Source organism: Vibrio sp. YYF0003 (assembly GCF_036350715.1).
Classification (GTDB): Bacteria; Pseudomonadota; Gammaproteobacteria; order Enterobacterales; family Vibrionaceae; genus Vibrio; species Vibrio natriegens.
Window position 1 is genome coordinate 38,086 of sequence record NZ_JAZDWA010000007.1, and the last position, 26,126, is coordinate 64,211.

Annotated in this window: 17 protein-coding genes; 3 read left to right on the plus strand and 14 right to left on the minus strand. The window is 46.5% G+C overall.

Annotation, left to right across the window (positions count from 1 at the left end; translation table 11 throughout):
* Positions 1–70: 70 nt before the first annotated feature.
* The 7 genes from V1U08_RS18665 to V1U08_RS18695 all read right to left on the minus strand — a co-directional run bounded on the left by V1U08_RS18665 (position 71) and on the right by V1U08_RS18695 (position 10,761).
* A complete protein-coding gene (locus V1U08_RS18665) occupies positions 71–1,513 on the minus strand; it encodes an ATP-binding protein (RefSeq protein WP_330471223.1) in 1,443 nt (480 codons plus the stop codon).
* Positions 1,503–2,228 (minus strand): response regulator, encoded by a 726-nt coding sequence (locus V1U08_RS18670; RefSeq protein WP_020336132.1) that lies wholly within the window; start codon positions 2,226–2,228, stop codon positions 1,503–1,505. The genes V1U08_RS18665 and V1U08_RS18670 overlap by 11 nt, the downstream gene beginning before the upstream one ends.
* Before the next feature lie 140 nt (positions 2,229–2,368).
* Entirely contained in the window at positions 2,369–3,838 is a 1,470-nt protein-coding gene (locus V1U08_RS18675; protein WP_330471224.1) for a protein adenylyltransferase SelO, read from the minus strand.
* Positions 3,839–3,997: 159 nt separating this feature from the next.
* Positions 3,998–6,991 (minus strand): M6 family metalloprotease domain-containing protein, encoded by a 2,994-nt coding sequence (locus V1U08_RS18680; RefSeq protein ID WP_330471225.1) that lies wholly within the window; start codon positions 6,989–6,991, stop codon positions 3,998–4,000.
* A 269-nt stretch (positions 6,992–7,260) separates the two neighbouring features.
* A complete protein-coding gene (locus V1U08_RS18685; RefSeq protein WP_065296532.1) occupies positions 7,261–8,628 on the minus strand; it encodes a TrkH family potassium uptake protein in 1,368 nt (455 codons plus the stop codon).
* Complete coding sequence (locus V1U08_RS18690; RefSeq protein ID WP_014231202.1) at positions 8,625–9,287, minus strand: potassium channel family protein; 663 nt, start codon at positions 9,285–9,287, stop codon at positions 8,625–8,627. The genes V1U08_RS18685 and V1U08_RS18690 overlap by 4 nt, the downstream gene beginning before the upstream one ends.
* Before the next feature lie 244 nt (positions 9,288–9,531).
* Positions 9,532–10,761 carry a DEAD/DEAH box helicase gene (locus V1U08_RS18695; protein WP_243976337.1) on the minus strand — a complete coding sequence of 410 codons (1,230 nt, stop codon included), beginning with the start codon at positions 10,759–10,761 and terminating at the stop codon, positions 9,532–9,534.
* A gap of 194 nt (positions 10,762–10,955) precedes the next feature.
* On the opposite strand from V1U08_RS18695, the gene V1U08_RS18700 reads away from it, so the two are divergent.
* Positions 10,956–12,269, plus strand: coding sequence for a hemolysin family protein (locus tag V1U08_RS18700; protein ID WP_330471226.1), 1,314 nt, complete (start codon positions 10,956–10,958; stop codon positions 12,267–12,269).
* A gap of 64 nt (positions 12,270–12,333) precedes the next feature.
* Here the strand turns inward: V1U08_RS18700 and V1U08_RS18705 are convergent, their stop codons facing one another.
* Entirely contained in the window at positions 12,334–14,295 is a 1,962-nt protein-coding gene (locus V1U08_RS18705; RefSeq protein WP_330471227.1) for a TonB-dependent receptor plug domain-containing protein, read from the minus strand.
* A gap of 119 nt (positions 14,296–14,414) precedes the next feature.
* Here V1U08_RS18705 and V1U08_RS18710 point away from each other — a divergent pair, with 119 nt between their 5' ends.
* Entirely contained in the window at positions 14,415–15,143 is a 729-nt protein-coding gene (locus V1U08_RS18710; protein ID WP_330471228.1) for a 4'-phosphopantetheinyl transferase family protein, read from the plus strand.
* A 14-nt stretch (positions 15,144–15,157) separates the two neighbouring features.
* Here the strand turns inward: V1U08_RS18710 and V1U08_RS18715 are convergent, their stop codons facing one another.
* The 6 genes from V1U08_RS18715 to V1U08_RS18740 form a co-directional block, all read right to left on the minus strand.
* Positions 15,158–16,102: a hypothetical protein gene (locus V1U08_RS18715; RefSeq protein WP_330471229.1), complete on the minus strand. Its 945-nt coding sequence runs from the start codon at positions 16,100–16,102 to the stop codon at positions 15,158–15,160.
* Positions 16,095–20,042 (minus strand): enterobactin synthase subunit F, encoded by a 3,948-nt coding sequence (locus V1U08_RS18720; protein WP_330471230.1) that lies wholly within the window; start codon positions 20,040–20,042, stop codon positions 16,095–16,097. Before V1U08_RS18720 ends, V1U08_RS18715 begins: the two co-directional genes overlap by 8 nt.
* A gap of 33 nt (positions 20,043–20,075) precedes the next feature.
* A complete protein-coding gene (locus V1U08_RS18725) occupies positions 20,076–20,954 on the minus strand; it encodes an isochorismatase family protein (RefSeq protein ID WP_330471231.1) in 879 nt (292 codons plus the stop codon).
* Between the two features lie 51 nt (positions 20,955–21,005).
* On the minus strand, positions 21,006–22,610 hold the full coding sequence (locus V1U08_RS18730; protein WP_330471279.1) for a (2,3-dihydroxybenzoyl)adenylate synthase: 1,605 nt from the start codon (positions 22,608–22,610) through the stop codon (positions 21,006–21,008).
* Between the two features lie 11 nt (positions 22,611–22,621).
* The gene (locus tag V1U08_RS18735; protein WP_330471232.1) at positions 22,622–23,842 is read right to left on the minus strand and encodes an isochorismate synthase; all 1,221 of its coding nucleotides are present in this window, start codon (positions 23,840–23,842) and stop codon (positions 22,622–22,624) included.
* A 268-nt stretch (positions 23,843–24,110) separates the two neighbouring features.
* Complete coding sequence (locus V1U08_RS18740; RefSeq protein WP_330471233.1) at positions 24,111–25,208, minus strand: hypothetical protein; 1,098 nt, start codon at positions 25,206–25,208, stop codon at positions 24,111–24,113.
* Between the two features lie 101 nt (positions 25,209–25,309).
* Here V1U08_RS18740 and V1U08_RS18745 point away from each other — a divergent pair, with 101 nt between their 5' ends.
* Positions 25,310–26,101: a 2,3-dihydro-2,3-dihydroxybenzoate dehydrogenase gene (locus tag V1U08_RS18745; protein ID WP_330471234.1), complete on the plus strand. Its 792-nt coding sequence runs from the start codon at positions 25,310–25,312 to the stop codon at positions 26,099–26,101.
* The last annotated feature ends 25 nt before the right edge of the window (positions 26,102–26,126 follow it).

A 26,126-nucleotide genomic window follows, 5' to 3' on the forward strand; every position in this document is an offset into this window, starting at 1 on the left:
AGAAAATTTTGATTGAAACAAAGCGTAACTTTAACGTAACAATCATGTTACATTAAAATTTTAATTGATATTAAACAAACACTTGAACACGTAACCCGCGACTAGGCAAGTTGTCAATTATGAGATCTCCGCCATGACCGTGGAGAATATTACGGCAAATCCCAAGCCCTAACCCGTGGCCCTGATCATCATCAGCCAACCGATAGTACGGCTCGAATACCATGTCGAGCTGATCTTCTGGAATGCCCGGCCCCTGATCACAAATCTCAATTTTGACCCGGCCATCAAAGTTGGTGAGGGTTATTTCCGCTTTTTCCCCATATTTCACCGCATTATCAACCAAGTTGCCGATAACGCGTTTTATCGCCAATGGCTTTGCAACGATTGATGTAATGGGACTAGGCGAAAACGTCACCCGTGTTTGTTGCTGATTATAAGGCTCAATCACGCTAGTAATGACGTCATTCAGGTCAACATTGACCGTATTTTCATGCAACTCTGTATCTCTTACGGTCTGAAGTGCCCCTTTCACCATCATTTCCAGATCATCAAGATCACGGTTAAATTTTTCACGTTTGATATCACTTTCCAACAGCTCAGCGCGCAGCCTTAGACGGGTAATGGGCGTTTTTAAATCGTGGGAGATTGAAGAAAACAATTGTTCCCTATCAGAAATATAATGACGAATTCGCTGCTGCATCCGATTAAATGCTCGTGTGGCGGTGACCAGCTCACTAGCGCCCTCTTCTTGTAGCGGAGCCTGCTCTACGTTCATACTCATTTCATTGGCGGCTTTTGCCAATCGCTTTAACGGCTTCACCTGCCTTTTCATCAGCAAATAAGTGAGAACCAATAAAATCGTGGTAGAAAAAATCAGAAACAGGATCTGCTCTCGCTCAATTAAGGTATCGTCTAGATTGACGTAAGGGGCTGGCAGCAAAGCGGCGATATAGAGCCACTCATCTTTGGCAAGTTCGAGCTGCACAACTAACACCGGAGGATCGATTGGGCTCAACGTTAGGGTGTGATGTGCCCACGACTTGGGTAAATCGCTCAAATAGATATCGTTTTTCAGCAAACGTAAGTTTTCTGGCAACGAGAAGTCGACCAAAATTGTGTCTACTTTGGGAAGCTTCTTATTCAGCACCTCTTCTATCGCTTCGAGAGAAGCCAACTTAAGCGGAGTATCTTTGATCGGTTCAACTATCAGTCGTTCTCTGTTAAATGACACAAAAAACCGCGTTCCGCCCATATTGCGAATCTGGTCGAGCACAATGTGTCGATAGCCAACTGGTAACGATTGGAAGAAAGTCACCGTTGAGGAAAACATATTCGCCATGCTTTGAGACGCATCGCGAATCCCAGCCAGCTCTTTCTGTTTTGACTCGGAATACCAAATGGTTGTTGCTACGCCTTGTGCCAAGATAACAGCTAATAACGTTAAGCCTAATGTACGATTAACCAGTGAATTAGGCTTAAATCGCCTGAGAAAACGCCACCATTTATTGTTCATAACTGACTGGCACAGCGAGTAAGTAACCGTTGCCTCGCATCGTCTTTATGTAATGTGGATATTTGGTGCTTTCACCGAGACGTTGACGCAAACGGCTGAGCTGAACATCGATGCCTCGTTCAAAGGGTAACGCTTCCCGACCTCGCGTCTCTACTGAGATCGTATCTCGGTCTATTATTTGATTCGGACGTTTTAGAAAAAGCATCAACAGCGAAAAATCACTGCCGGATAAATCGTGCGATTGTTGGGTTTCTTGGTGGGTTATTCTGTGTGACAAAGTGTCCAACAGCCAGTCACCAAAACGAATAGGCTTGGCTGTTAAAGGGCTGACTTGCTCTTCTTTGGTCACTTTAACTCGGCGCAATACGGCTTTAATGCGCGCATTAAGATGACGCGGATTAAATGGCTTGGCGAGATAATCATCAGCGCCGATTTCTAAGCCGATGATCTGGTCGGTGTCATCTGAAACTGCGGTCAACATAATGATTGGTGTAGACGAATGCCGACGAACCGCCTGACATAAAGAAAAACCATCTTCACCAGGTAACATCACATCGAGCAAAATAAGGTCAGGGTACCCATGTTGCTCAATGTGAAGGTGCATTTGCTCACCATCATTCACGGCACTGACGATATATCCTTGTTTCGTCAGGTACTCCTGTAGCAATTCACAAATTTCTTGATCATCATCTACGACCAGAATTCTAGCTGACATTCTTCCATCCAATGTATCACTTATAGTTCAGAGCAAGTGTAATCGGTACCAGAATTCATATTCAGCGATAATTTATAAATACTTTGAACCTGTCGCGGATAAATGTCACATCTTATTAACAAACCACTAAAATAAATCCCTTATGATGAGCAGCTTATTTCCATTTTTTTGCCCCACTCTGGTGGCAATTTCGCGTACTCTTCAAACTCCGGCTGAGAATCGTAAGGGTGACGCAGTAGTGCGGCCAACCGATTGACTTCACTGAAATCGCCTTCTTCGGCTTTATCTATTGCTAGTTGGGCCAAGTAGTTACGAAGAATGTACTTCGGATTCGCACGACGCATTTGTTCACAACGCTGTTCTGTGGTGACTGGTTTGCCTAGCTCATCGACTTCTAACTCGCATCGTGCCAGATAAAGATCCAACCACGCTTGGGCTGCTTCACGATCAATAAACAAATCAATCACATCTTGAGGCGACTTTTTGTCTAAGTTAGATAGCGTTCTAAAAAAGCGCGTGTAGTCTGTTTTGTTCTGATTGAGTAACTCAAACATAGATTCAAACAAGCGCGAATCTTCATCGATTCTGTTTTTTAAACCAAGCTTACTGCGCATCAAGCGACTAAATTGCTGGCTTAAACGAACCTCAAACTGGCCAAGTGCGGCTTCTAAATCTGTACGCTCCACCAGCGGAGATAACGCGTGCGCCAGTGCCGAAAGGTTCCAAAGTGCAACTCGCGGCTGCTGGTCAAACGCATAACGCCCCTGATAGTCGGAATGATTACAGATATAGCCAGGATCGTAGTCATCCAAAAATCCAAATGGTCCATAATCGAAAGTTTGACCAAGGATAGACATGTTGTCGGTGTTCATAACGCCGTGGGCAAAGCCAAACGCTTGCCATTTCGCAATCATGTCCGCCGTTTTCTCCACAATATTGGCAAACATCGCAGCGTATGGTTTTTCGGCTTGAGCACAGTCAGGCAGGTGCCATTCTATGACCTTATCCGCCAACAGCTTCTGCTCTGCCAGTTGATTGGTGTAAAAGAAGTGCTCAAAGTGACCGAATCGAATATGAGTTTCCGCCATACGAATTAACATCGCGCCGTTTTCCGTTTTTTCACGGTAAACCGGCGTATCGCTGACCATCATACCCAGCGCACGGGTAGTCGGTATCCCGAGTCCTTGCATGGCTTCACTGCACAAATACTCACGAATTGTCGAACGCAGTACTGCTCTGCCATCACCCATGCGCGAATACGGCGTAAGACCTGCGCCTTTTAGGTGGATATCAAACCACGTACCATCCTGTCGCTGAATTTCAGCCAGTAACAACCCTCGACCATCGCCTAAATCCGGATTGTAAGTACCGAACTGATGCCCTGCATATTTCATCGCTAGTGGACGAAATTCATCAAAGTTTGCTTGGCCAGAAAACACCTCAAGCAACTTTTCATCGGCTATAGGGGGCAAACCAAACTGCTGGGCAAAATCACCATTCCAAACCACCCATTGAGTGTTCAATAACGGTTGTGGCTCTATGAAAGTGAAAAATGCCGAAGGCAGTTGGCTGTAACGATGGGTGAAATTGACCCCTTGCCAAATGGACATATTGGGTTCCTTATCTAAAAAGACTAACTACTAGTCAGTATACGTCCGATCCCAATCACCATTCAGCCATGAATTAAACATGGGTATTTATGGCTTCTATCGCTCGAAAACAAATAAGCCACTCGAAGTGAGTGGCTTACGTCTAAAACGAAATTGGTATTAGTGACGACGTCTCCAACCTAACAGCGCAAGTAACAGAAGTGACCAGTTACCGACACTTCCGCCGCCACCTGAGCTCTTACCTTTATTACTACTGGATGCGACAACTTCAACGCTTATTGCACCTTTTGCTGTCGCGCCTGTACCATCAGAAATCACGTACTCCAACGTGACAGTATCAGCTGCGCTATCTGGGGCCTGATAAGTCACCTTACCATTTTCAACATACGCTGAACCAATACCTGAAACGTTGTCCACACCTTGAACCACAAGGCTGTCGCCGTTCATATCGGTGTCATTCGCCAGTACGTCGATCACAATGCGTTCATTCACCGCTACCGTCACCGCATCAGCTGAGGCAATCGGTGCGCTGTTTTGAACTTCAAGCTCGACCAAAGCGATAGATAAAGCTGCACTCACATCGGTCACCGTCAGTTGGAATGTGAAAACGTCCCCTGCTTTAGCTCCCTTAGGAATCTCGAAACTGGCAGTCACATCACTTGGCTTACTCAAAGATAGAGTATCGCCAGCAACCTGCTTCCACTGATAAGTCAAAGCGTCACCATCGGGGTCACTGCTGTTAGCTGCTGATAACGATACACGGTTCCCAGCTTTCAACTCGGTGCTAATGACATCGATAACAGCATTTGGGGCCGCATTGAACCCTATTACTTCAATCGAAACATTGACTGTAGAAGAAGCGAGCGAGCCATCTGCCGACACCAAGCGGTATTGGAAGCTGTCAAATCCGACAAAGTTATGATCAGGTTGGTACTGATTGTCTGTAATGGTGCCGTGGACAGGCTGTTGAAATACCTCAACCTCAAACTGGTAGTCGGAAGCAACGACGTCGTTAGACATCAAGTTCAGTGACAATATTGTGTTCTTATCCGTCAGGTAAATATCTGGCTGTGCTTCAACAATCTTAGCGTTTTCGTAGTTCAGCAATACAGCAAACGGAACCGTTGAGAAGCTAGACTCAAGCAAACCTTCAGAATACTGCTCACTGCTCTTGCCAACCCACATCTTGGGTTGAGTTGCTTTCTCCATATCCAATAAGCGGCTAAAGTTGAAGCTTTCTTCGAATTCACCGCCTTCAATTTCAACCACAATAATATGTTGACCAGCACTTAACTGTGTCGCGTGCGGAAATAGAATCCGAGATGACTTCTTGAAACTACCTTGTTGCAATAGTTCCGCATTTTGTTGATTCAATACCAAGCTATATTCATTATTACCCTCGTTAGGGAAGCGCCACACGCGAAAGGTCATATCGCGCTGTGGTGAACTTTTCTTAGCATAGATCTGTAATCCATCCAACTCTGTATCTCGACTTAAATCAAGCAGCACTGCGAGAACATTTTCATCATTTGAGAAGACGAATTCTTGATGGAAGGTGTTTAACCACGCCGATTTATTCGCGTCATTCAGTTTAGTTAGTAAAAAACTACCGCCATTTGCACTGCTAGAAATATCTGAAATCGAAACATCAGTGTCGAACCCTGTGATGACATTCAACCCTGGGTTAGAGAAATCAGAAATCTCGCTGCCGCCATTTGGGTATAAATCCCCTTGATCGCTTCGTTCGCCCTTTTCCAATTCACCTCTGCCATCCGCTTGCATCACTTGAACTTGCATATTCCCCAATCCATTGAACTGATTGAGAATGTTGACAGACATGGCAAGTACACCTTCAGCCGCCAAAGCTTGGTCATAATCTTTGAAAGTTCGATTTTCTAAATAAACTCGCGGACCATATTCTTTGAGGTATGGATCAAGGTAGACCAGCTTAACTTCATCATCTGTTAATCCGTGAGGCATGTTACTTTGATGAGCAATCGTCGGTACTACAAAACCAGCGGCATGCCTGCTCCATGCAGTCATATTGACTGGCGTTTCACCAGGATAAGAATCGCTGGGCTTCATCGCCCATGAGCCCGCACCCATGACGCCCCAGGTACCGATCGATGCCTTACTGTATCGAGCGTAAAGATCAGGCAATCCGAGCATTAGGTGCCCTAGTTCATGAACGATAACCCCTAAGGTAGATTGGTGCGTTGCCTGATAGTCAGCAAACAAGCAGTAGTCTTTAATAGTCGTGCCATCGATTTGAACATCGTTATGAAAGTACCTATGAGGCCAGATTGCCGGCTTGTTTAGAACTCCCGTCGAACGGTCGCCACCAGCAAACACAAACATGACCGACAACTCTGTCGCATCCACGGTGCCATCCCGATCACGATCGTAACTCGACAAATCTATATATGGGTCAAGCTTGCGATACGCTTCTGCGAACACAAGGTTCATTTTATCTGTACAAAGGCTATCGCTGGTACTGGCATGACAATCTGGATGACGAAGTGGTACAGTCACGTCAATCACACCATCGTTCACCGTGCCGTAGCTTTCAATCGCTGGGATAACCTTATATTTCCCCAAAGAGTTCTTGTCATAGTAGTCAACGACACTTTGCCCGTTTTGATCGAAGACTCGTTGCTCAAAATCATGCTTCATAACCTGATTAGTAAACGAAACCTGGACAACTAAGAGAGGTTGCTGCGTCACTCCAGAGCTACTCATTGCCCTATAAACTACATTTGTATCTGAAGCTGCACGTAATAGGTTCTTACGCGCCATAGGCTCCATGGTTCGTAATGAGGAAAGGTGGGGCTGGATAGATAAATCTGGTCGAGACTTGGAAGATTCGGGCGCTACAGAAGTTTGCGTTTTCTTTATACCAGTAGACACTAATTCTAGGGCGTCTGATTCACGTAAAACTTGCGCAAAAAACCACTCTCCGTCTCTCTGTATAAGTGCGTTACCTTGCTTATCTTCAAACCAGTGAAAATCTGCGGTCCCTCTTAAAATCGCTTCGCTTGACGTTCCGTCAGTTAACTTGATTTCATGCCAGATAGGTGACGGTGGTGTGGTTGCCATACTCTTTCCTGCCAGTAAAGCAGATAACACGGTTAACGCAACTAGGTTGAATTTCAAAATACGACTCCTTGTTCTCAATTCGCTTTCAGCACGCTACATCAACGCCTATAGTCACAGTTTCCATTGGTGGAGCTTATGCCTGAAAGATAAGTCCGGCCGTTAATATAGATTTGTCGAATGCATGGTACAGAAAGGTGAAAACGATGGCATAAAGGTTCGAAATTTCACAAACAAATTTGCGTGGCAGACCTCGTATTTGATCCAGATGGGAGATCGCTGCTTTTTAAACAGCGATCAAAGCAAGGTTCTGATGTTTCTCTTATAAATCAACCGGTCAATACCGTATCTTCAGGGTATTTAATCAGAGTAGGTTCTGGGCGAGCTAACATATAAGCCAAAGTCAAAGGACCGATACGGCCAATGATCATCACCACGATCATGATGTATTTGCCCGGTTCCGATAGTTCTGCCGTCAGACCTGCGCTAAGGCCGACTGTGGCAAAGGCGGATATCGTCTCAAACATGACTCTATCAAACGCCGCATCCTCTGTGATCATCAATAGGAACATTGCGGTTGTCAGTATTGCTCCGCTCACCACAATAATCGCGAGCGACTTAGTGACAGTTGGCCAGTTGACGGTGCGTTTGAATATCACGACGTGTTTCTTTTGGCGTAAAAAAGTCCAGGTCGCCAAAAAAGCAACGGTAAAAGTCGAAACCTTAATCCCGCCGCCAGTTGAGGTAGAACCAGCACCAATCAGCATCAGAATAATCATTATGAGTAAGGCTGGCTGAGAGAACTGAGATAAATCAACACTATTAAAACCAGCGGTACGTGCACTCGCCGACTGGAAAAATGCCGCAAGCCACTGCGCTGACAAAGGTAGTGATTCCATCGTATTCGGATTACTTCGCTCTAACAGCCAAAACAGTAACGTGCCCACCAACAATAGTACTGGCGTCGCAATCAGCATGATTCGGGTATGAAGATGGAAGGAGTTAAACCCTTTACGCCAGTTTAACCAGATATCCCCGACAACAGTAAAACCTAAGCCACCGAAAATGAACAACCCTGCAAGGGTAAAGATCACCAAAGGGTCATTCACAAATCGGGTCATGCTATCTGAGAATAAGGCAAAGCCTGCGTTATTAAATGCGGAAATTGAATGGAACAACGCGTAGAACATTCCGGTCTGCCAGCCCATTTCCGGCACCCAACGAAAAGACAGAACGATAAAACCCAGCGTCTCTGCCACTAGGGCAAATACCATGATTTTTTTAATCAGATTACGCAGGTTAACATGCCGATCCTGACCGAGCGCTTCTTTGGCCAATGCTTGCTGACGTAAACTCAACCGCATACCGAATAAATAGAGCAGCACAGCAGACAAAGTCATTTGCCCTAATCCACCAATTTGCATTAGGCACATTAAGAGAACTTTACCCGCCAACGTGAAGTGCTGACCGGTATCCACAACGCCGAGGCCCGTTACACTGATCGCAGAAGTCGCCGTAAATAAAGCATCGGTGATTGATAATCCGCTGACAGAAAAGACGGGAAGCGTGAGAAGTATCGCAGAGGGCAATAGCACTCCGAGAAAACTCATTAGGATAATCCGAGGCTCGCTGCCCTTCTCTTTTGTCCTTTGGCTATCTGGGACGTAAAATAAGCCTTTTTGGTGAAAATGCATCATAGTGACTTCAATGTGCGGGCCAGTTTTTCCTCTGGGCCAACCACAATCATAAGGTCGCCAATTTCTAAGGTCACATCCATGCTGGGCGCTTTAGTGATTTCTGGGCCACGTTTAAAGCCAAGAACTTGCACACCTTCAACCTGACATAGAGACAGCTCGCCTAGCTTTTTGCCCATCCAGCGAGAACCAATCACAAACTCGGTCATTGCCAAGTCGCTGCCTAATGGATGGAAATCGAGCACTCGCCTGTCGAGCATTTTACGTGCAACACGAATCCCCATGTCACGCTCTGGCATGATGACATGATCAGCCCCAATTTTTTGCAGGACTCTGGCCTGAAAGCGGTCGTTCGCTTTTACCCAAATCGATCTTACCCCTGCCTCTTTCGCAATCAAGGTGGCTAGAATACTGGCGTTAACGTCGGTGCCAATCGCAATCATCACCATATCGTAATCATCGAGTTTTAGCTCAGCGACCGTCTCTTCGTGGGTGCAGTTTGCAACGATAGCCTGACTCACAAACCCAGCGACTTCTCTTACTTTTTCTTCGTCAATATCTACCGCTAAAACTTGAGAGCCCGCATCTTGCAGCTCTTTACATACAGCCAAACCAAATCGACCAAGGCCGATAACAGCGAATTGCTTATCACCTTTTTTCATTTATGCCTCTTTTATGCATTTAGTAGCAAGAGAAAAATTCTGCGCCTATTTTTTCCCCTGTGCAAACCAGACGACAGAAAATTAACCAAAGCCTTACCAAGCTTAGGTTACAAATGTTAAGCGTATGACATGATTTGTTTTTTTTCATCGTTATGCTTAACAAAAGATAGATATCTAAAGATCAAGAATATAAAAAAAGCCGCATTAAAATGCGGCTTACTATCAAGAGGTATTTACCCTGCTATCAATCTCTCGTCTGACGTTTATCAGATTGCGAACGGTCTTCCTGAGGTTTGCGCTTATTCTTTGGCACATAGTTAAGAATAGAAATTGGTACTGGTTTTCTTGGTGCAAATCCGTCAATTTCAACACGCTCAAGCAAGTGGCCTAATCGGCTTTCAATCATGCATAAGTTTTTGAAGTCGTCCTTTGATACCAGTGAAATCGCTTCACCTTGCGCACCAGCGCGACCTGTACGTCCAATTCGGTGTACATATTCATCCGCCGGGTAAGGTAAGTCGTAGTTAATAACCACTGGCAGATTATCGATATCGATACCGCGAGCTGCAACGCCTGTCGCGACCAGGTACTGGATCTCCCCGGCTTTAAACTGCTCAATCAGCTCCTGACGCACACGCTGATTACGCCCACTGTGGAATGCTTCGGCAACAATGCCACGCTTCTCCAGCTGGCTGACCAATTTCGCAGCGCCGTGTTTGGTTTCGATAAAGATCAGAACTTGTGACCAGTCATTCTCTTTGAGCATGTGGCTCAACAATGACGATTTCATGTCTTTATCGACGGTTGTAATCCACTGCTTAATGTTTGATTTAGAAGCACTATGTTTCGCAATGGTAATCTCTTCAGGATCGACAATCGCATTCTTGGCTAAGTCACGAACTGGGTTAGAAAGCGTGGCGGAAAACAGCAGGCTTTGCACATCCTCTGGCATGCAATCAACGATTTTATCTATTGCATCGATGAAGCCCATATCCAGCATCTTGTCTGCTTCATCTAAGACCAGCATTTCTACTTCATCAAAGTGAATCGAGCGTTGACCGTACAGGTCAATCAGACGACCCGGCGTACTGACTACAATGTCCACGCCCTCGATCAATGCTTGCTTCTGCGGTGCGTATTCAACGCCACCAAACATTGCCATTGAGCGTAATGGCAGGTTCTTACCGTAGGCTTCAATGCTTTGGTGTACCTGAAGCGCTAGCTCACGCGTTGGCGTAAGAATGATGGCACGCGCACGTTTTTTACGCTGCGTTTCACCCTGACTGAGCTTCTCTAAGATTGGTAATACAAAGCTGGCTGTTTTACCGGTACCGGTTTGCGCTGCTGCGATCAAGTTACTCCCGCGCAGTACAATCGGAATGGCTTTTTGCTGAATAGAAGTCGGTTTTTCATAACCTAGCGCCATCACTGCATCAGTGATTGGTGCGCTTAAACCAAGCTTAGAAAATGGCATAGAAACGTCTCAACGGAGGAAATGGGCGCGTAGTGTATCAGTAACAGAGTGATTAATCAGCTTAGCTGTACTGAGAAGTTCTACCCTTTAAATAAAACATAAGCTTAGCAAGAAAACGGGATTTATCCGCTACTTCACATTTACTCAGCCGGAATCTCGCTATGCTACTAACGTGTGGATGACTGGAAGGCTTCATGGATATTTTATTGCTAGTAGGATTGATAGGTTTAATTACGCTCAATGGCGTCTTTGCGATGTCGGAAATTGCATTGGTCGCAGCCAAAACAAGCCGTCTAAAAACGATGGCAGAAAACAGCAAACGCGCAACACTGGCTTTGGAACTCAAGAATAATCCGACACAGTTTTTATCAACGATCCAAATCGGCATCACTGTAATTGGTCTACTAAGCGGCATCTTTGGCGAAGCCACACTCTCCGTTCCTTTAGGGCAATGGTTAGTGAGTCAGGGTGTAGAAAAAGAGATTGCCAACTTTGTAGCCACGTTTAGTGTGGTTTTGTTGATCACATACTTCGCCATTGTGATAGGTGAATTGGTACCCAAACGTATCGCGCAAAATAATGCAGAAATGATTGCCATCAATGTGGCTTACCCAATTCATTGGTTAGCCAACTTAGCCCGACCATTTGTTTTTCTTTTGACTGTTACCACCGATACCTTGCTCAGGATATTGGGGCAAAATGAGAGTAAAAGTGAGGTCGTCACAGAAGAGGATATCGTCGCCATCGTCAGCGAAGGTTCCGAATCTGGCGCTATAGAGCCTCAGGAACAATTGATGATCCAAAATCTTCTCCATCTTAACGACCGCCTTGCACTCTCGTTAATGACGCCTCGCTCTGAAATTCATTACCTCGACGCCACACTACCCATTGACGCAACCCTAAAAAGCCTTCGACAAACCCAGCACTCGGTTTGGCCAATATGCAAAGGCGGACTGGATAACATCATCGGTACGATTTCTTCCAAAGTGCTGTTGGATGAATATGACAAGCTCTCGATTGAACGGCTTAATAAACGTCTAAAGCAACCGCGTTTTGTACCCGAGTCGATGAAAGGGCTGCCTTTACTGAACTATATGCAACAAACCAGTACCGAGATGGTATTTATCGTCGACGAATATGGTGATGTTCAAGGGTTAGTAACCTTCTATGACTTACTCAAGTCAATCGCCGGAGAGCTGGGTATGGAGCCTCAGCACATATGGGCCAAACAGCAAAAAGACGGCAGTTGGCTGATGGACGCACTCATCCCATTAAATGAACTCAAAAACAAACTCCAGCTGAGCAACATTGAAGGAGAAGAAAGCGAAGGTTTTCAGACCCTAAACGGCTTCCTTACTTGGTTAATAGATCGTGTGCCTGCTCAAGGAGAAATCATCGAGTACCAGAACTGGCGATTTGAAGTACTGCTGATGAAAAGTAACCGCATCGTGCAGGTTAAAGCATCCCAACAAGTGCCTGCGGAAACACACGAAGAGCCTGAGACTTAGAAGTAAGCGGAATAAAAAACGCCTCCAGTGGGAGGCGTTCTTTATTGATGTGAAGTCTACTGAATTAGAACAAGTAAGTTGCACTTACGTATGCGCTGCGGCCTTTCTCTGAGTAACCGTAGTAGTCATCTTCATCATCCAACTCAACGTCAAAGATGTTGTTCAAACCCGCTTTCAGGTTCACTTGCTGGAGGTCATAAGAAACGCCCAGACCAACCAATGTGTAGCCGTCCACAGTTTTATCTTCGCTACTTAGATTTGTGATCACCTGCTTACCGATGTAGTTGACGCGAGCAAAAGTGGTCAACGAGTCGAATACTTGCCAGTTCACATCCAAGTTTGCTAAGTGTTCAGGCGTATCTGTTAGCTTTTCGCCAGAGCTCTTATCCTCTGCATCCGTGTATGTGTAGTTCGCTGACAAATTGATGTTCTTAGTAATGTCATACCAAGCTTCCAGCTCTATACCTTTGATTTCTGCTCGGCCAATGTTTTGGTAAGTGATGATTGGCATGGTGCCATCCATACCCACTGCGGTGCTGGTGTCTCGCTCGATTTTGTTCTTAAGCTTAGAGTAGTAGTAAGTCAAGCCCAGACCTAGCGAGTCCGTCTCGTAAGCCAGGCCCGCTTCATAGCTTTCTGACTCTTCCGGTTTCAAATCATCGTTACCGGTTAACCAGCAGCGGTTACCACAACTTATCACACGAACTTGGTCGCTGCTCTCCATCATGCCCGGAGCACGGAAGCCACCGCCGCCGCCCGCTTTTGCAACAAACTCATCAGTAAAACTGTAGACTGCATAAGCACGTGGGCTGAAGTGGCTGCCGTAGACCTCATGGAAGTCTTCACGACCACCCAGCGTCAGCGCCAGCTTATCCAAATCGAACTCACTCTGCAGGAACACTGCACCTTGGTGGTAATCAATATCACCAGAAGGGATGTCGCGACTGTTGGTCAGTTCAGAGGTACGGAATTCGCCGCCAAATACCCATTCATGGCTGTCTCGCCATAAACCAGACAGTTTGAAATCGGCGTAATTATTCTGCAACTCCACGTCCGCCGAGCCATTGGTGTACGCGGTACTGCCGTCATTCAAATCCATGGTTTCGCCATACAAACGAGCCTGAGAGTCAAACCCCGACCAATTACCTTCATGCGTTAAACCGTAATTCCAGCGCGTAGAATCCTGAGTATTGGTTTGGTCTCCGGAACGAGGGTGCACCCACTCGGCTTTTCGTTCGTCCTTGGTGTAAGTTACATCGGCAATCAGCTTTTGCTCGTCTGTCAGTTGCCATGACATTTCACCAAACACGTTTGTGGTATCTTTTTTCTCCAAAGCATCGTAATCAGGCGTCGCATCGGTGCGCCATGGGTCACGAGTCGAGCTTTCAACGATGATGCTACCTGCCAGTTCTGGCGTCAGTTCACCACTTGCGTAAGCATGGCCTTTCCAGCCATCGCCGCCATTACCTTCTAGCAAACTTTCATATTCAAGCCCTAGCGAGCCAGCCATCTCTTCTGTTGGTGTTTTTAGAATCACGTTCACTACGCCACCCATCGCCTCTGAACCGTACAGAGAAGAAACCGGGCCGCGCACCACTTCGATTCGTTCAATTGCCGTCAAAGGAATCGTCGATAGATCAAAGTCGTTACCACGAATTAATGCATCTTGAGAATTGATACGACGGCCATTAATCAGGATCAGAGTATGCTTTGACTCAAGACCACGAATACGAATGGTGTTACGACCGTACGCGGCGCTGCTTAAAACACTGACGCCTGTAGCACTACGTACTGCTTCAGAGATGTCTTTCACTGGCATCTTTGCGATGTCTTCCGCAGTAATAACCGACACAGATGCAGGAGCAGTAAGCTCAGAATGTTGAGTTAATGACGCGGTAACAACCACGCGTTCCATTTCTGGATTTTCATTCTGCTGCGCTGCATTAGCTTGACCGCTAAAAGCAGTCACTACTGCTGCGGCCAAAATGGAAGGCATAAACGAAGGCTTTTTCACTTGAGTATTCACTGCATATCCTTATATCTATTTTTTGTATTAATTAGGCTCGCCAACTTTAATAAATAACTGTATAAATAGCAATAATTATCAGTTGCATTATCATTTGTATTTTTTGGTTGGTTTTTACTGTGAATAACAAGAGTTTGAAAAATATTAAGTTAGATGAAATTCTCTCCCCTAACTGCTTCCACTTTGGGACAACCAGTCCGCTGATTCAGATGGTGAAAGCCACATCAGATATGTACGCCAAAGCAGGCTTACCTTTAGAAGAGGAACATATTCAGAAATCAGTACCCAAACGGCAGGAAGAATTTAGAGCTGGGCGCCACGCCGCACGTGCCGCAATCAGAAAACTGGCATCAGACAATGCTTTTGCGGATCAATCCCCCATTTTGGTTGGCGCATCTAGAGAACCTGTTTTCCCCAACACTGTTAGCGGCAGTATTAGTCATACAGACTCCCTGTGCTTGGCAGCGTGTGCGGTCAAAAATGATGTGCCAAGTATTGGGATTGATGTTGAAAACAATCAAAATCTTGCCGCTCACCTTCTTCCTGCGATTTACACAGCCAATGAACAACATCACCTACAGAAATCAGACACCATCCCAAACGTGCTGATATTCAGCATCAAAGAGAGTTTATTCAAATGTCTGTTTCCATTCGTGAGGGTATATTTCGACTTTTTAGATGCCGAAATTGCGCTGCACCCCGAGACGGAAAACAGCGGACAGTTTCAGTTTGAGTTGATTGGAGATAACCGAAGGGATCTCCAATCCGCCCTGCCAGATCTAACGTTTCACGGTCATTATTGCTTTACCGAACAAACCGTTTTCTCGCTGTGCTTTTTTACGCCTTAAATTACCAAGAGTCCCTATTCAATCACCTTTTGAATTACCACTCTCTGGCGCTGATTCACAAGCGGTAGCCTCTTCTTTAGCTGCGCTTTCCACTTCTGGGGAATTTCAACGCCAGCTGCACTCAACTGCCGGGTTTGTGGGCCTAAATACCAGTAAGCATCCACCAACTGATCAACGGGTGTCTCAGAGTAAGGATTCACCGTAGGTTTGTTAGGAACCAGATCGGCAAAGTTCATCTGGCTAAACCTTGGCTGTTGGGTGGAATAGATACCCAATTCCAGCGAGTCTTGTTCAAGCGTTGTCGGCAACATATGTGGCCATACCGAAACGTATTGGACACCAAATCTCTGTGCGGCTAACACCCCGAAAGGATGATGGCGAGTTGAGCCAAATGTAGGAGAACGCTTGAGAATATGCCTTGCGCCGACGAGCACGATCACCCCTTTGTCATTTTGGCGCTTGATGACTTCAATACCTTCAACCAGAGCCTGATCTCGCTCTGCATTAAGCTGGGCAAGCTGTGACGGATGACGAAGTTCTTGCCAATCGAACGGAGGCTCGGTCAGTACAACTTTGATAGGAGTGGTACGCTGTGCGTTTGCTTGCTTTAAGCGTCGAAAAAACTCGCCATAGCAAGGGTGCATCCAGGCAGGAAAAGCGATGGAATCTAGCCAGACCGCAGCCAGCTCATCGTCAGAAATGTCACCTCCTGACAGGTAATCATCCAACATTTTTTGATGCTTGGCGTTACCAAACTCGACAAACAGATGAGTAAACACACCATCCAACTCCTCAGAGAGCAACACCTGCGTCATTTGCTCAAAAAGGTCCGCATACCAGTGCGCTTCACCAATAGCCAAAACAGAGCCAGACTCCAGTTTGCCTTTGAAGAAAGTCAGAGGGGAAATGCTCCCCTCCCACTTATTATCTGGTAACAACGGATGACCTGAATTAAACATCGAATTTCGCTCTCAGTTCTTCAACCATTCGGGTTCCAATAAGACGTAACATGTCTGGTCGCATCATATCTCGGTGAATACAATCAACATCCACGACATTGATTTCACCATCCATGTAATTAAACCAACCATTGCGATCCAAGAATGACTCTTCTGGTGGCTTCTCAGCATTGAAGAACAACATATCACCCTGATAACGATAATCTACCGAATCTCGTACGCGATGGTTGTTGTTGATCACCACTTCGATCATCGCAGATATGGTCTCGGAGCTCAGGTGAGCCATCGACGATCCCGCATCTTGTAAGATGTCGATAACTTCTGGCTTAGTAATGCTGCTATGCGCTGATTCATCAAACTCAACGCCCGCCATTCGAATCAATGCCCCCAGAGCTTGCTCTTCGCCAGGTGGATTCATGGTCTGCCACTGCTCTGTAGGGTAGGAATCAAGCAAAGTAAGTAAACCGACTTCTTGTCCCTGCTGTTGCAGGATACCCGCCATCAAGTGCGCAATCATGCCACCAATAGACCAGCCAAGTAGATGGTAAGGACCGAAAGGCTGTTCTTCACGGATTGCAGCGACATAATCTTCTGCCATCTCCTTCATCGTTTTCGGCAAAGCCAAAGAAGGATCGCCAAGGTTACGAGCCTGCACACCATATAGAGGAATGTTAGATGGAATAATTGGCGTCAGCGCCGCATAACACCAGCTTAGACCACCTGCAGGGTGAACACAGAATATGGCGGCTTTACCCTCGCGTTTACGCAGTGGCAATAGCATATTAAGCGCTTCATCACTTTCGCTACCATTCAGTTTGGCTGCAATGCCCGCGACGGTCGGAGACTCAAAGACTGCTGCCAGCGATAGCTCAATGCCCATGATCTCTTTAACATGCGCAATAAGCTGCGCCGCTAACAGAGAGTGTCCGCCAAGCTCAAAGAAGTTATCGTCAACGCCTACCGCAGGCAGCTCAAGTAACTGGCAGAACAGCTTACACAAGCGTTCTTCGACTAAGTTACTCGGTCCTTTTGTACCGACCTGACCAGACAGATCGGGTTTTGGTAACGCATTGCGATCGAGCTTGCCATTTGGTGTCAGCGGGAACGTATCTAACTCAACAAAATAGCTTGGTACCATGTATTCAGGCAGAGGATCAGCAAGATACTTCTGTAGCTGCGCAACATCGATAGGTTGCCCAGTACCTTCTGCTGTGACGTAGGCCACCAGACGTTTATCTCCATCGCTGTATTCTTGAGCCAACACCGCAACTTGCGCCACATTAGGGTGGCTTGCTAGGGCATTTTCGATCTCCTCCAGCTCGATTCGGAAACCACGAATTTTGACCTGAAAATCACTGCGGCCACAGTATTCTATCGCCCCATCTTCACGCCAGCGTGCGAGATCGCCCGATAAGTACATTCGGCTTCCTGTTGGGCCAAATGGATTGTCAATAAACCGCTCTGCCGTCAGTTCTGGCTGGCCATGATACCCGATAGCAAGCTGACGACCTGCAATATAAAGATGACCAACTACGCCCGGTGGTACTGGGTTAAGCGCATCATCCAGAATATAGATTTGCGTGTTCCAAACCGGGCGACCTATTGGGGTCGAGCTGCCTTGCGCATTAGCTTCACTCGGCCAGTAAGTCACATCGACGGCTGCCTCAGTTGGGCCATATAAATTATGCAGCGGCGCATCGAAAGATTGGTAATATTGGTTCACTAACTCAATCGGCAAGGCTTCCCCACTACAAAATACCTGACGCAAACTTTCGCATCGCTGGGCATCCGCCTGTTGAACAAAAATCTGCAGCATCGAAGGAACGAAATGCAATGTGGTGATCTTTTGACTGTGAATGAGTTCCTGCAGATAAACCGGATCTTTGTGTCCGTCTGGTTTTGCAACCACCAAACAAGAGCCGACGATCATTGGCCAGAAGAATTCCCACACTGACACATCAAAGCCCGCAGGTGTTTTTTGCAACACGCGATCATTGGCATCAATCGGATATTGATCGTGCATCCATAGCAATCGGTTCACGATAGCATCATGGCTCACCACCACGCCTTTGGGCTTACCAGTCGAGCCGGAGGTATAAATCATATAAGCCGGCGAATGTGGTTCTGGCTGAACTTGGGGTGGTAGCGGCTCTACATTCTTATAAATCGCAGGAAGTGTTTCATCATCGACAAGTTTACTCTCGTACTCGGGCGGCAACTTGGATTGTAATGCCGAAGTCGAAAACACGAGCTTAGGTGCAGAAGATTCCAGCATGTAATGAATGCGACCTTCTGGGTAGTCTGGGTCAATCGGCACATACACCGCACCTGCAGCGAGAATGGCCTGTTGTACAACGATTAACTCTTCACTACGCGGTACACAAACAGCAATGCGATCTCCTGCTTCCACACCTTGGGCGAACAGCCAGTTCATCAAAGAGTAGACCTTTCGACTTAACTGCTCATAGGTGAGTGTTTGATTCTCAAAAATCAGTGCCGGAGCATGAGGCGTCAAGATGCGTTGTCTTGCCATCAAGGCTGATAAGGAGGTTTCTGGAACAGAACGAGCGGTATCGTTCCAGGTATTGATCACTTTTTCTCGTTCACCAGCAAGCAAAATGCTGACATCACTGATTTTACACTGACTCGCACCCTGCTCTTGAGCAGCAGCAAAAAAGTCACTCATAAAATGGAACAGACGCTGCTGGTGTTCATGAATATCACGCTCTGAATAAAGCTCGGGGTTGGCATCCATATCCACATGCAACTCGCCGCCAAGCTCATAGCAGTACAGAGAAATGTCATCCACGGGCCCTGCTGAAAGGTTATGTGCCTTAGAATTTAGCTCTCCAAACTTATGCTCATACTCAAACGGCATAATGTTCACCAGCGGACCAAACAGGTTACGGTTGTCTTTGACCAGATTAAGTTCTCGGTGTAACTCTTCATAACGGTAGCCTTGATGACGACGTACAGAAGAGAACTCTTGGTTGACCTGCTTGACCAAGGTTTTGATATCCAGCCCGTCATCAAAGCTGACTCGTACTGGCAGAATATTCACTCGCATTGCAGGCGTTTGAATTGCCACGGAGCCTAACCGCCCCATGAGTGGCACACCAAGCACCACTTCCTTCGAGCGAGTCATACGATGAACGTATGCCGCAATAGAGGCGATAAGAACACTGTACCAGTGTGTACGGCACTGCTTCGCCAATAATTCCATCTGCTGAAAATCGCTGACTGGCATCACACCCTTGAGGCGCAGAAAGTGATCGGAAGTGACCGTTGGCTGACCTGCTAAGTTGACCGTGTCTGAGTGGTCTGCATAGCGCTGTAAGTAAAAAGCGCGATCGTTTTGATACTTCTCTGAGGCTTTGTAGTTGTTGTCTTCTGTAAGCATCGCTTGCTGATCAACAAACTCAACCTGATCAAACGGTTTGCCTTTGATAAGTTGGCTGTAAATATGCGCGACTCGGGACACAATTAATGACATGCTGTAACCATCAATTGCGATATGGTGCAGTGATAAAAACCAAACGAATTTGTCTTCCGCCAGCTTAAGCAGCGCCATAGAAAAAAGTGGCCCCTGCTCTAGGTTGACGGGTTGTTTCAATTGCACTTTCATCCAGTCAATCGCGGCATTCAAAGGCTCTGATTCAGAAGAAAAATCAAAGCGGTCCACTTGCCAAGGCTGTCGCTCTATCACCATACGAGGCCCTTCGGTCGTCGTGACAAATTTAGCATGCAATGAGTCAACTTCTTCAATAGCGGCTTTGACTGCCTCGACGAAACACGGCTCATCAACCTCACCGTCAATCAACAGATATTCGCCAGTTTTATAAATTGGGTTTTCTGGATCTCGAAGCTGCGCAAACCAAATCCCTGCTTGCGCATCCGTTAGCGGTAGCAACTGCTCCGCCGTATAAGGTAAATCGTACATTTCCGTTCCTTTACTACTTGTCCTTGCCTGGCACTAGGTGCGCTTCTTCTCAATCAATTGCCACCAGTGAGCCAAACAAGGCTGAGCAGCAAGCTCCATAAAACTTAAATCCAACCCCGCCTGTTGCCAGTCACCGACCAGAGACATAATTCGAACCGAATCCAGACCGAAATCGAGCAAGCTATCCTGTGGTTCGATTTCTTCAGCAGGAACGTCAAGCAAAGTCGCCAGTTGCAGAGCTAATTCTTGCTCAGATTGAGGAATCTCGTGAGTAATTGGCATATCGCTGACCTGGCTCAGTAGTTGTTGTTTGTCCAAAACATAACCACATCGGCCCGCGACATAATTCAGTGCCATTTCATGCTCGCTCTCAGAAAAGTCCGCCACCGCATCAGAAACCATAAAGGCTTGAATGTCGGTCATGAACGCTTCAGAAGCGGTCTGTAAACAACCAATATGCGCGTATACACCAACGATGATCAGCTGGTCACGTCCGGTTTCATCCATCATGGATTTAAGCGGCGTGCGCTGGAATGCACTGTAGCGCCATTTGGTATAAACGATGTCTTGCTCTGTTGGCGCAAGATCAGGCAGGATTCTCGTAATAGTGTCATCAGCTTTTAGACCCGGCCCCCAGAAGTCCGTCAGTAATGCTCTATCGTCCTGACACTGATCACCAGGTTGAGCGGTGTATACCACTGGTATGCCTGCTTCAATACAGGCTTGTTTGATCTGTTGGATGTTCTGCGTCAAGGTTTGAATCAGCTCGCTGTCCAAATCGTAAAAATTCAGAAAATACTGCTGCATATCGTGGATCAGTAATACGGCACGCTCTGGATCTACCGACCAAGATACGCGATTTTGGGGGATCGCTTTAGATAACGGATAACCCGCAATAGCTGGAATTGCCATGAGGCATTTCTCCTAAAATTCGTAGATAAAAGTCAGGTTTGGTTGAGTGGGTTAAACCAACTCAAGGAGTTTGTTCTTGTTGATCTTTCCGACAGGGGTTTTCGGCAATACATCGACGAAAATGACGCGATCTGGGATCTTAAATTCGGCCAACCCTCGATTTCTCAGGAAGCGCTTTATTTCGATCGGTTTCGGTTTATCTTCAAGACAAACTAATGCGGCACAACTGCGCTCACCCAGATAATCATCTGGTATCGCGATAACAGCCGCATCATGGACGGCGTCATGCACCATCAAATGATTTTCGATCTCTTGTGCTGCGATTTTCTCTCCGCCGCGGTTGATCTGTTCTTTATCACGCCCGACGACTTGTAAGTTCCCTTCTTTGGTTAACACCACCACATCGCCTGTTCGGTAATAGCCCCCTGCAATAAAGGAACGTTGATTGTGCTCCGGTGCGTTGTAGTAGCCGCGAATCGTGTACGGGCCTCGTGCGCATAACATGCCAGCCGTACCCTGATGCACAGGTTCGCCCATTTCGTTAACAACGAGTATCTCATCAGCGGGTGACATCGGCCGACCTTGCGTAGACACGATGACGGAGTCTGGATCGTCCAACCTTGTGTAGTTCACCAGCCCTTCCGCCATACCGAATACCTGTTGCAACGTGCAGTTTAATGTCGGTTTGACACGTCTCGCAGCCGCTTCACTAAAGCGCGCACCACCGACCTGAAGCACTTGTAACGAGCTGATGTCATATTGGGACCGAGGCGCTTCATCTAGCCACAACAACGCCAAAGGTGGCACCAGTGCTGCTACGGTAATCTGATGGTTTTCAATCAATTGAAATGCGGTCTGTGGACTCGGATCAGGCGAAAGCACCACCGTTCCACCAGCCATAAAACATCCTAGAGCACCAGGCGAGCTCAACGGAAAGTTGTGCGCAGCGGGTAGGACACACAAATAGCGAGTTTGATGTGAAAACTTGCAAACATCATTGCTGGCGCGAACACTGTAGAGGTAATCCGTATGGGTACGCGGAATCAACTTTGGCGTGCCGGTTGTGCCACCAGATAACTGGAAGAAAGCAAAGTCTTGTTCCTGCATCGGCTCGGTTGCCGCGTTCGATAAGAAAAGTGAGTCTAGGTCGACACTACCCGTTGGTTTTAGACTGTTATCACCGGCCCAGACAATGGTCTCCAACGTTGGTAATTCATTCGCGACTTTTTGCGCAATATCGGCGGTATCGACACCCATTTGTGGCGCAGTAATTAACGCTTTTGCCTCAGTAAAATGACAAAAGTATCGAATCTCATAATATCGGTGGGCCGGTAAAGCTAATACTGGCTGAACACCAATTTTCAATAGAGCAAAAAAGCTCAGGTAAAACGCGCCGATATTGGGTAAGTGTAAGACGGCTTTATCGCCAGCCTTTAGTTTCAGCGTTTGTTGGAAGCCTGCTGCCAGTTCATCAACCTGATCGGCTAATGCTTGGTAAGTCCATTGCTGGTCACCAGACACAAGTGCAACCTGTTCGGGATAGGTTCCAGCGCTGGCTTCAAGCATCTCCGGTATAGTTTGCTCTGTCCAATAGCCAGCTTCCTGATACTGGCGTACAGCCTCTTCTGGCCAAGGTGTAAACCCAGATGCTTTCATGCTTGGCAGTTTCACACCACTACCTCCATGTTGTCCTGAACTTCAATGCCAATTGCATTCAGTACGGTACGCATTTTGTTGCCCGTTTCTTCTAGCTCACTTTGTGGCTCAGAACCACTGACAATTCCCGCCCCGGCGTAAACGCGCAGACGCTTTTTTTCCACTTCTGCGCAGCGAATCACTACGACCCATTCACCATTACCGCGGGCATCCACCCAGCCGACCAGGCCAGTAAAGTAACCACGATCAAAAGGCTCAACTTTTTCGATAAAATCGTAGGCCTGAGCCGTCGGATAACCACATACCGCAGGCGTTGGATGAAGTGCACTGGCAAGCTTAAGCACACTGGCGGCAGAGTCCGAAATCGTACCTTCGATGCGAGTCGACAGGTGCAGCATCGCTTTGGTTTCAATAACCGAAGGCACCATTGGCACATAAAGATTGTGGCACCAAGGCTGAAGTGCTTTTTCTACTGCATCAACAACCACGGCATGTTCATGGAGATCTTTACTGCTCTCCATCATCAGTTCGCCTTGTTGCTGGTTCATCGTTTCGTTATCACTGCGTCTGCGTGAACCAGCCAATGGGTTAGAGCAAACATGCGGCCCTTTGCGTGAGACCAATAGTTCAGGGCTCGAGCCCATTAAGTAAGTATCACAACATTCGCCCCCTAAACGGGTTGAAAAGGTATAACCGCCCGGATTTTGTTTTAGCAGCGTTTTAAGAAATTGAGCCCGATCTATCTCTTGTTCGGTATCCACTTGCATTGTTCGTGAAAGAACAACCTTCTCCAAATCAAACTCTTTTCGGGAACAGGCATTCGCTGCTTGAGCGACACTGCGCATGTATTCTTCAGGAGCTGGAATTGGCTTTATCGAAGACGGAACGCACTGGTTAGAACCATCCACGGTTGCCACTTTGTCCGGACGAATCGGTGATGTCGTACATAGACGTTCAGGCACAATAAAATGCACAGGATTGTGCTCAGAAAACGGGATGACACCAACCGCAATAGGGTTGTCGCTTTCATCTTCCTTGACCGATTCGAGTAGCTGACTAATACAAGAATCTAATTCTGAGAACCTGATTTTTTGGGAAAACTCTGCAGCAATGCCTTGTGTCAGTAACGTCACAGTCGGTGAACTGAAGAAAAACGAAGCATCATCCGAATGAGCGTTAAGAAACTCTGTGAGCATAGTACTGCTCCCCATTGAGTTACGAAGCATAATCATCTCTCAAATTATATTAAACATAGGACCACAAATGAGAATCCCTCTCAATTTCGATGTAAGAGTACACATACTGTTACATTTGATCAAATGCTTTTAATAACTATTATCATTCGTATTATTTACAAATTAGAGGTTTGTTCCATTTTGGTAACATATGAAAAGAGTTCGGAAACCATCATTGAGATATAAGGAGAAACAAAAACGGCTGATGATGTCACCACTCAGCCGCTTGCGTTGGTACTACTTGTATAGATAACAGGGTTGAACACTACCCCTTGCTGGTAAAACCGTACTGTTCATCACTGCGTTCAATAAGCTCATTAAAGCTCTCTTGCATTTTGCCGCCGATGATATCAACTCGGCGATGCATCTCTTCAACCCAGTCACGATCTGCGACTACGTCACGAGGAAGAACCATGGTTCTCTGGTTTTCGCCTAGATAAAGAAAGGCATCAAACAGGTCACCAACCTGTGCATCCATATCGTCCATTGCGGCAAGTTTGTAACGTGCTTTTGGCAAAAAATCGATCAAACGTAGATCCCACATTGGTCCCTGATCCACTTCCAATACGGCTGGTGATTTCAGTGAACTAAACGTCTTTACTACCTTTGGGTCAGTCATCGGCCAAATCAAATAAGTGCTGTCAGGAAAGGCTTGCTGCAGACGCGTTGCCAGCGGCCAGTCTGTTTCCTGTGTTTTCTTTACATAATCTGCTGGCGCATTAACCAAATGAAACGCACCAAAAATCATCAATGCTTTTTCATTATTCTTGATTCGTTCAGACGCGACTTGATAGAAATGATCGGTCTTATTCTTCGCTGCTTTCTTCCAGACTGTAACGTCCTGCAAGGCATCCCAGTCAAAAGGCGCTTCAGCCAGATGCACTTGAATTTTCTTGCCCTCAGGTAAAGCTTCGTTGCGCTGCTTTATGGCTTTGAAAAAGTCTCGATAGACATCTGGCATCCAAGCCATAAAGTACAACGAACCTCTTAGCATCGTATTCAATTGGCTCTCACTGACTTCCCCTCCAGCAAGGTAATCATCCAGAATCGATTGGTATTTAGCGTTACCAAACTCCACGACGATATGATTCACCTGCTCGGAAAACTCTGGCTTAGAGACTAACTCGGTCGCATAACGAATAAACGCGTCATTCCAGTGATAATCTCCAATCGCGACAAAGTTATGCGTGTCAAAGGCCTGCAAAATGGCATCATCTGCGTACTTTGCTTGCTTAACCACTTGCGCCACTTCTTTTGGTGGTAAATCAACCTTAGCCGAGTGAGGTAAATACTCACATCCAACTAAACTCACGAGCCCTACACTTAGTAGCCATGGCTTTATTTTTCGACTTAATTTCCTCATGACCTATTCATTTCCTAGTTAACAAGATGACAACGATAACAAAAATAATTATCATTTACACAACTAAAGTTACCCATCTGTATCACGAAAAGGATGTTTAGATGAATGAAAACCGTTCAGAATTCAATGGCAAGTTATGCCTGGTCACTGGCGCTGGTCAGGGAATTGGTCTCGCATGCGCCAAAAGTTTATTAGCACAAGGCGCACAAGTGATTGCCTGTGATGTGAGTGAACAGACGCTAATGAATTTGATGAGTTCGATTCCTGACGAACAACAGGTCAGAACCACCCTTTTACCATTTGATCTGGCAAGTCCTGAATCTATCCAATCTGCCTGCCAACGTTTAGAAAATGAAAAACTCATTCCAGAATATATTGCGACCTGCGCAGGTACCTTACACCTCTCCCCTATTCTTGACCTGCCTTTGGACGCACTCAGTAAAACATTGGATGTAAACCTCAAAGGTACTCTACTTTTAACCCAGCATATGGCTAAGCTATTAGTTAAAAACGGGAAAAGAGGCGCCATCGTAGCGGTCGGATCAAATGCAGCCGATACTCCAAGAAGCAATATGTCTGCATACTGCACATCGAAAGCTGGGCTCCATATGTGGATGCAGTGTTTGGGACTAGAGTTGGCTGAGCATGGTATTCGCTGCAATATCGTCAGTCCGGGGTCAACCAGAACTCCAATGCAGGAGCAAATGTGGAATGAGTCTTACGGTGAAAAAGAAACGATTCGCGGCAATCTGGAATCGCATCGTATTGGCATCCCCCTGAATAAAATAGCCGAAACCAAAGACATCACCAATGCGATCGAGTTTCTGCTCAGCGACAAATCAGGACATATCACCATGCATGATTTAAGAGTCGATGGCGGCGCTACTTTTTAGCCGTATAAACGACAAAGCCCCGACA

Coding starts and splice junctions, on each gene's coding strand:
- V1U08_RS18665 (WP_330471223.1), bottom strand. CDS start 1,513: ATGAACAATAAATGGTGGCGTTTTCTCAGGCGATTTAAGCCTAATTCA.
- V1U08_RS18670 (WP_020336132.1), bottom strand. CDS start 2,228: ATGTCAGCTAGAATTCTGGTCGTAGATGATGATCAAGAAATTTGTGAA.
- V1U08_RS18675 (WP_330471224.1), bottom strand. CDS start 3,838: ATGTCCATTTGGCAAGGGGTCAATTTCACCCATCGTTACAGCCAACTG.
- V1U08_RS18685 (WP_065296532.1), bottom strand. CDS start 8,628: ATGATGCATTTTCACCAAAAAGGCTTATTTTACGTCCCAGATAGCCAA.
- V1U08_RS18690 (WP_014231202.1), bottom strand. CDS start 9,287: ATGAAAAAAGGTGATAAGCAATTCGCTGTTATCGGCCTTGGTCGATTT.
- V1U08_RS18695 (WP_243976337.1), bottom strand. CDS start 10,761: ATGCCATTTTCTAAGCTTGGTTTAAGCGCACCAATCACTGATGCAGTG.
- V1U08_RS18700 (WP_330471226.1), top strand. CDS start 10,956: ATGGATATTTTATTGCTAGTAGGATTGATAGGTTTAATTACGCTCAAT.
- V1U08_RS18715 (WP_330471229.1), bottom strand. CDS start 16,102: ATGTTTAATTCAGGTCATCCGTTGTTACCAGATAATAAGTGGGAGGGG.
- V1U08_RS18720 (WP_330471230.1), bottom strand. CDS start 20,042: ATGTACGATTTACCTTATACGGCGGAGCAGTTGCTACCGCTAACGGAT.
- V1U08_RS18725 (WP_330471231.1), bottom strand. CDS start 20,954: ATGGCAATTCCAGCTATTGCGGGTTATCCGTTATCTAAAGCGATCCCC.
- V1U08_RS18730 (WP_330471279.1), bottom strand. CDS start 22,610: ATGAAAGCATCTGGGTTTACACCTTGGCCAGAAGAGGCTGTACGCCAG.
- V1U08_RS18735 (WP_330471232.1), bottom strand. CDS start 23,842: ATGATTATGCTTCGTAACTCAATGGGGAGCAGTACTATGCTCACAGAG.
- V1U08_RS18740 (WP_330471233.1), bottom strand. CDS start 25,208: ATGAGGAAATTAAGTCGAAAAATAAAGCCATGGCTACTAAGTGTAGGG.
- V1U08_RS18745 (WP_330471234.1), top strand. CDS start 25,310: ATGAATGAAAACCGTTCAGAATTCAATGGCAAGTTATGCCTGGTCACT.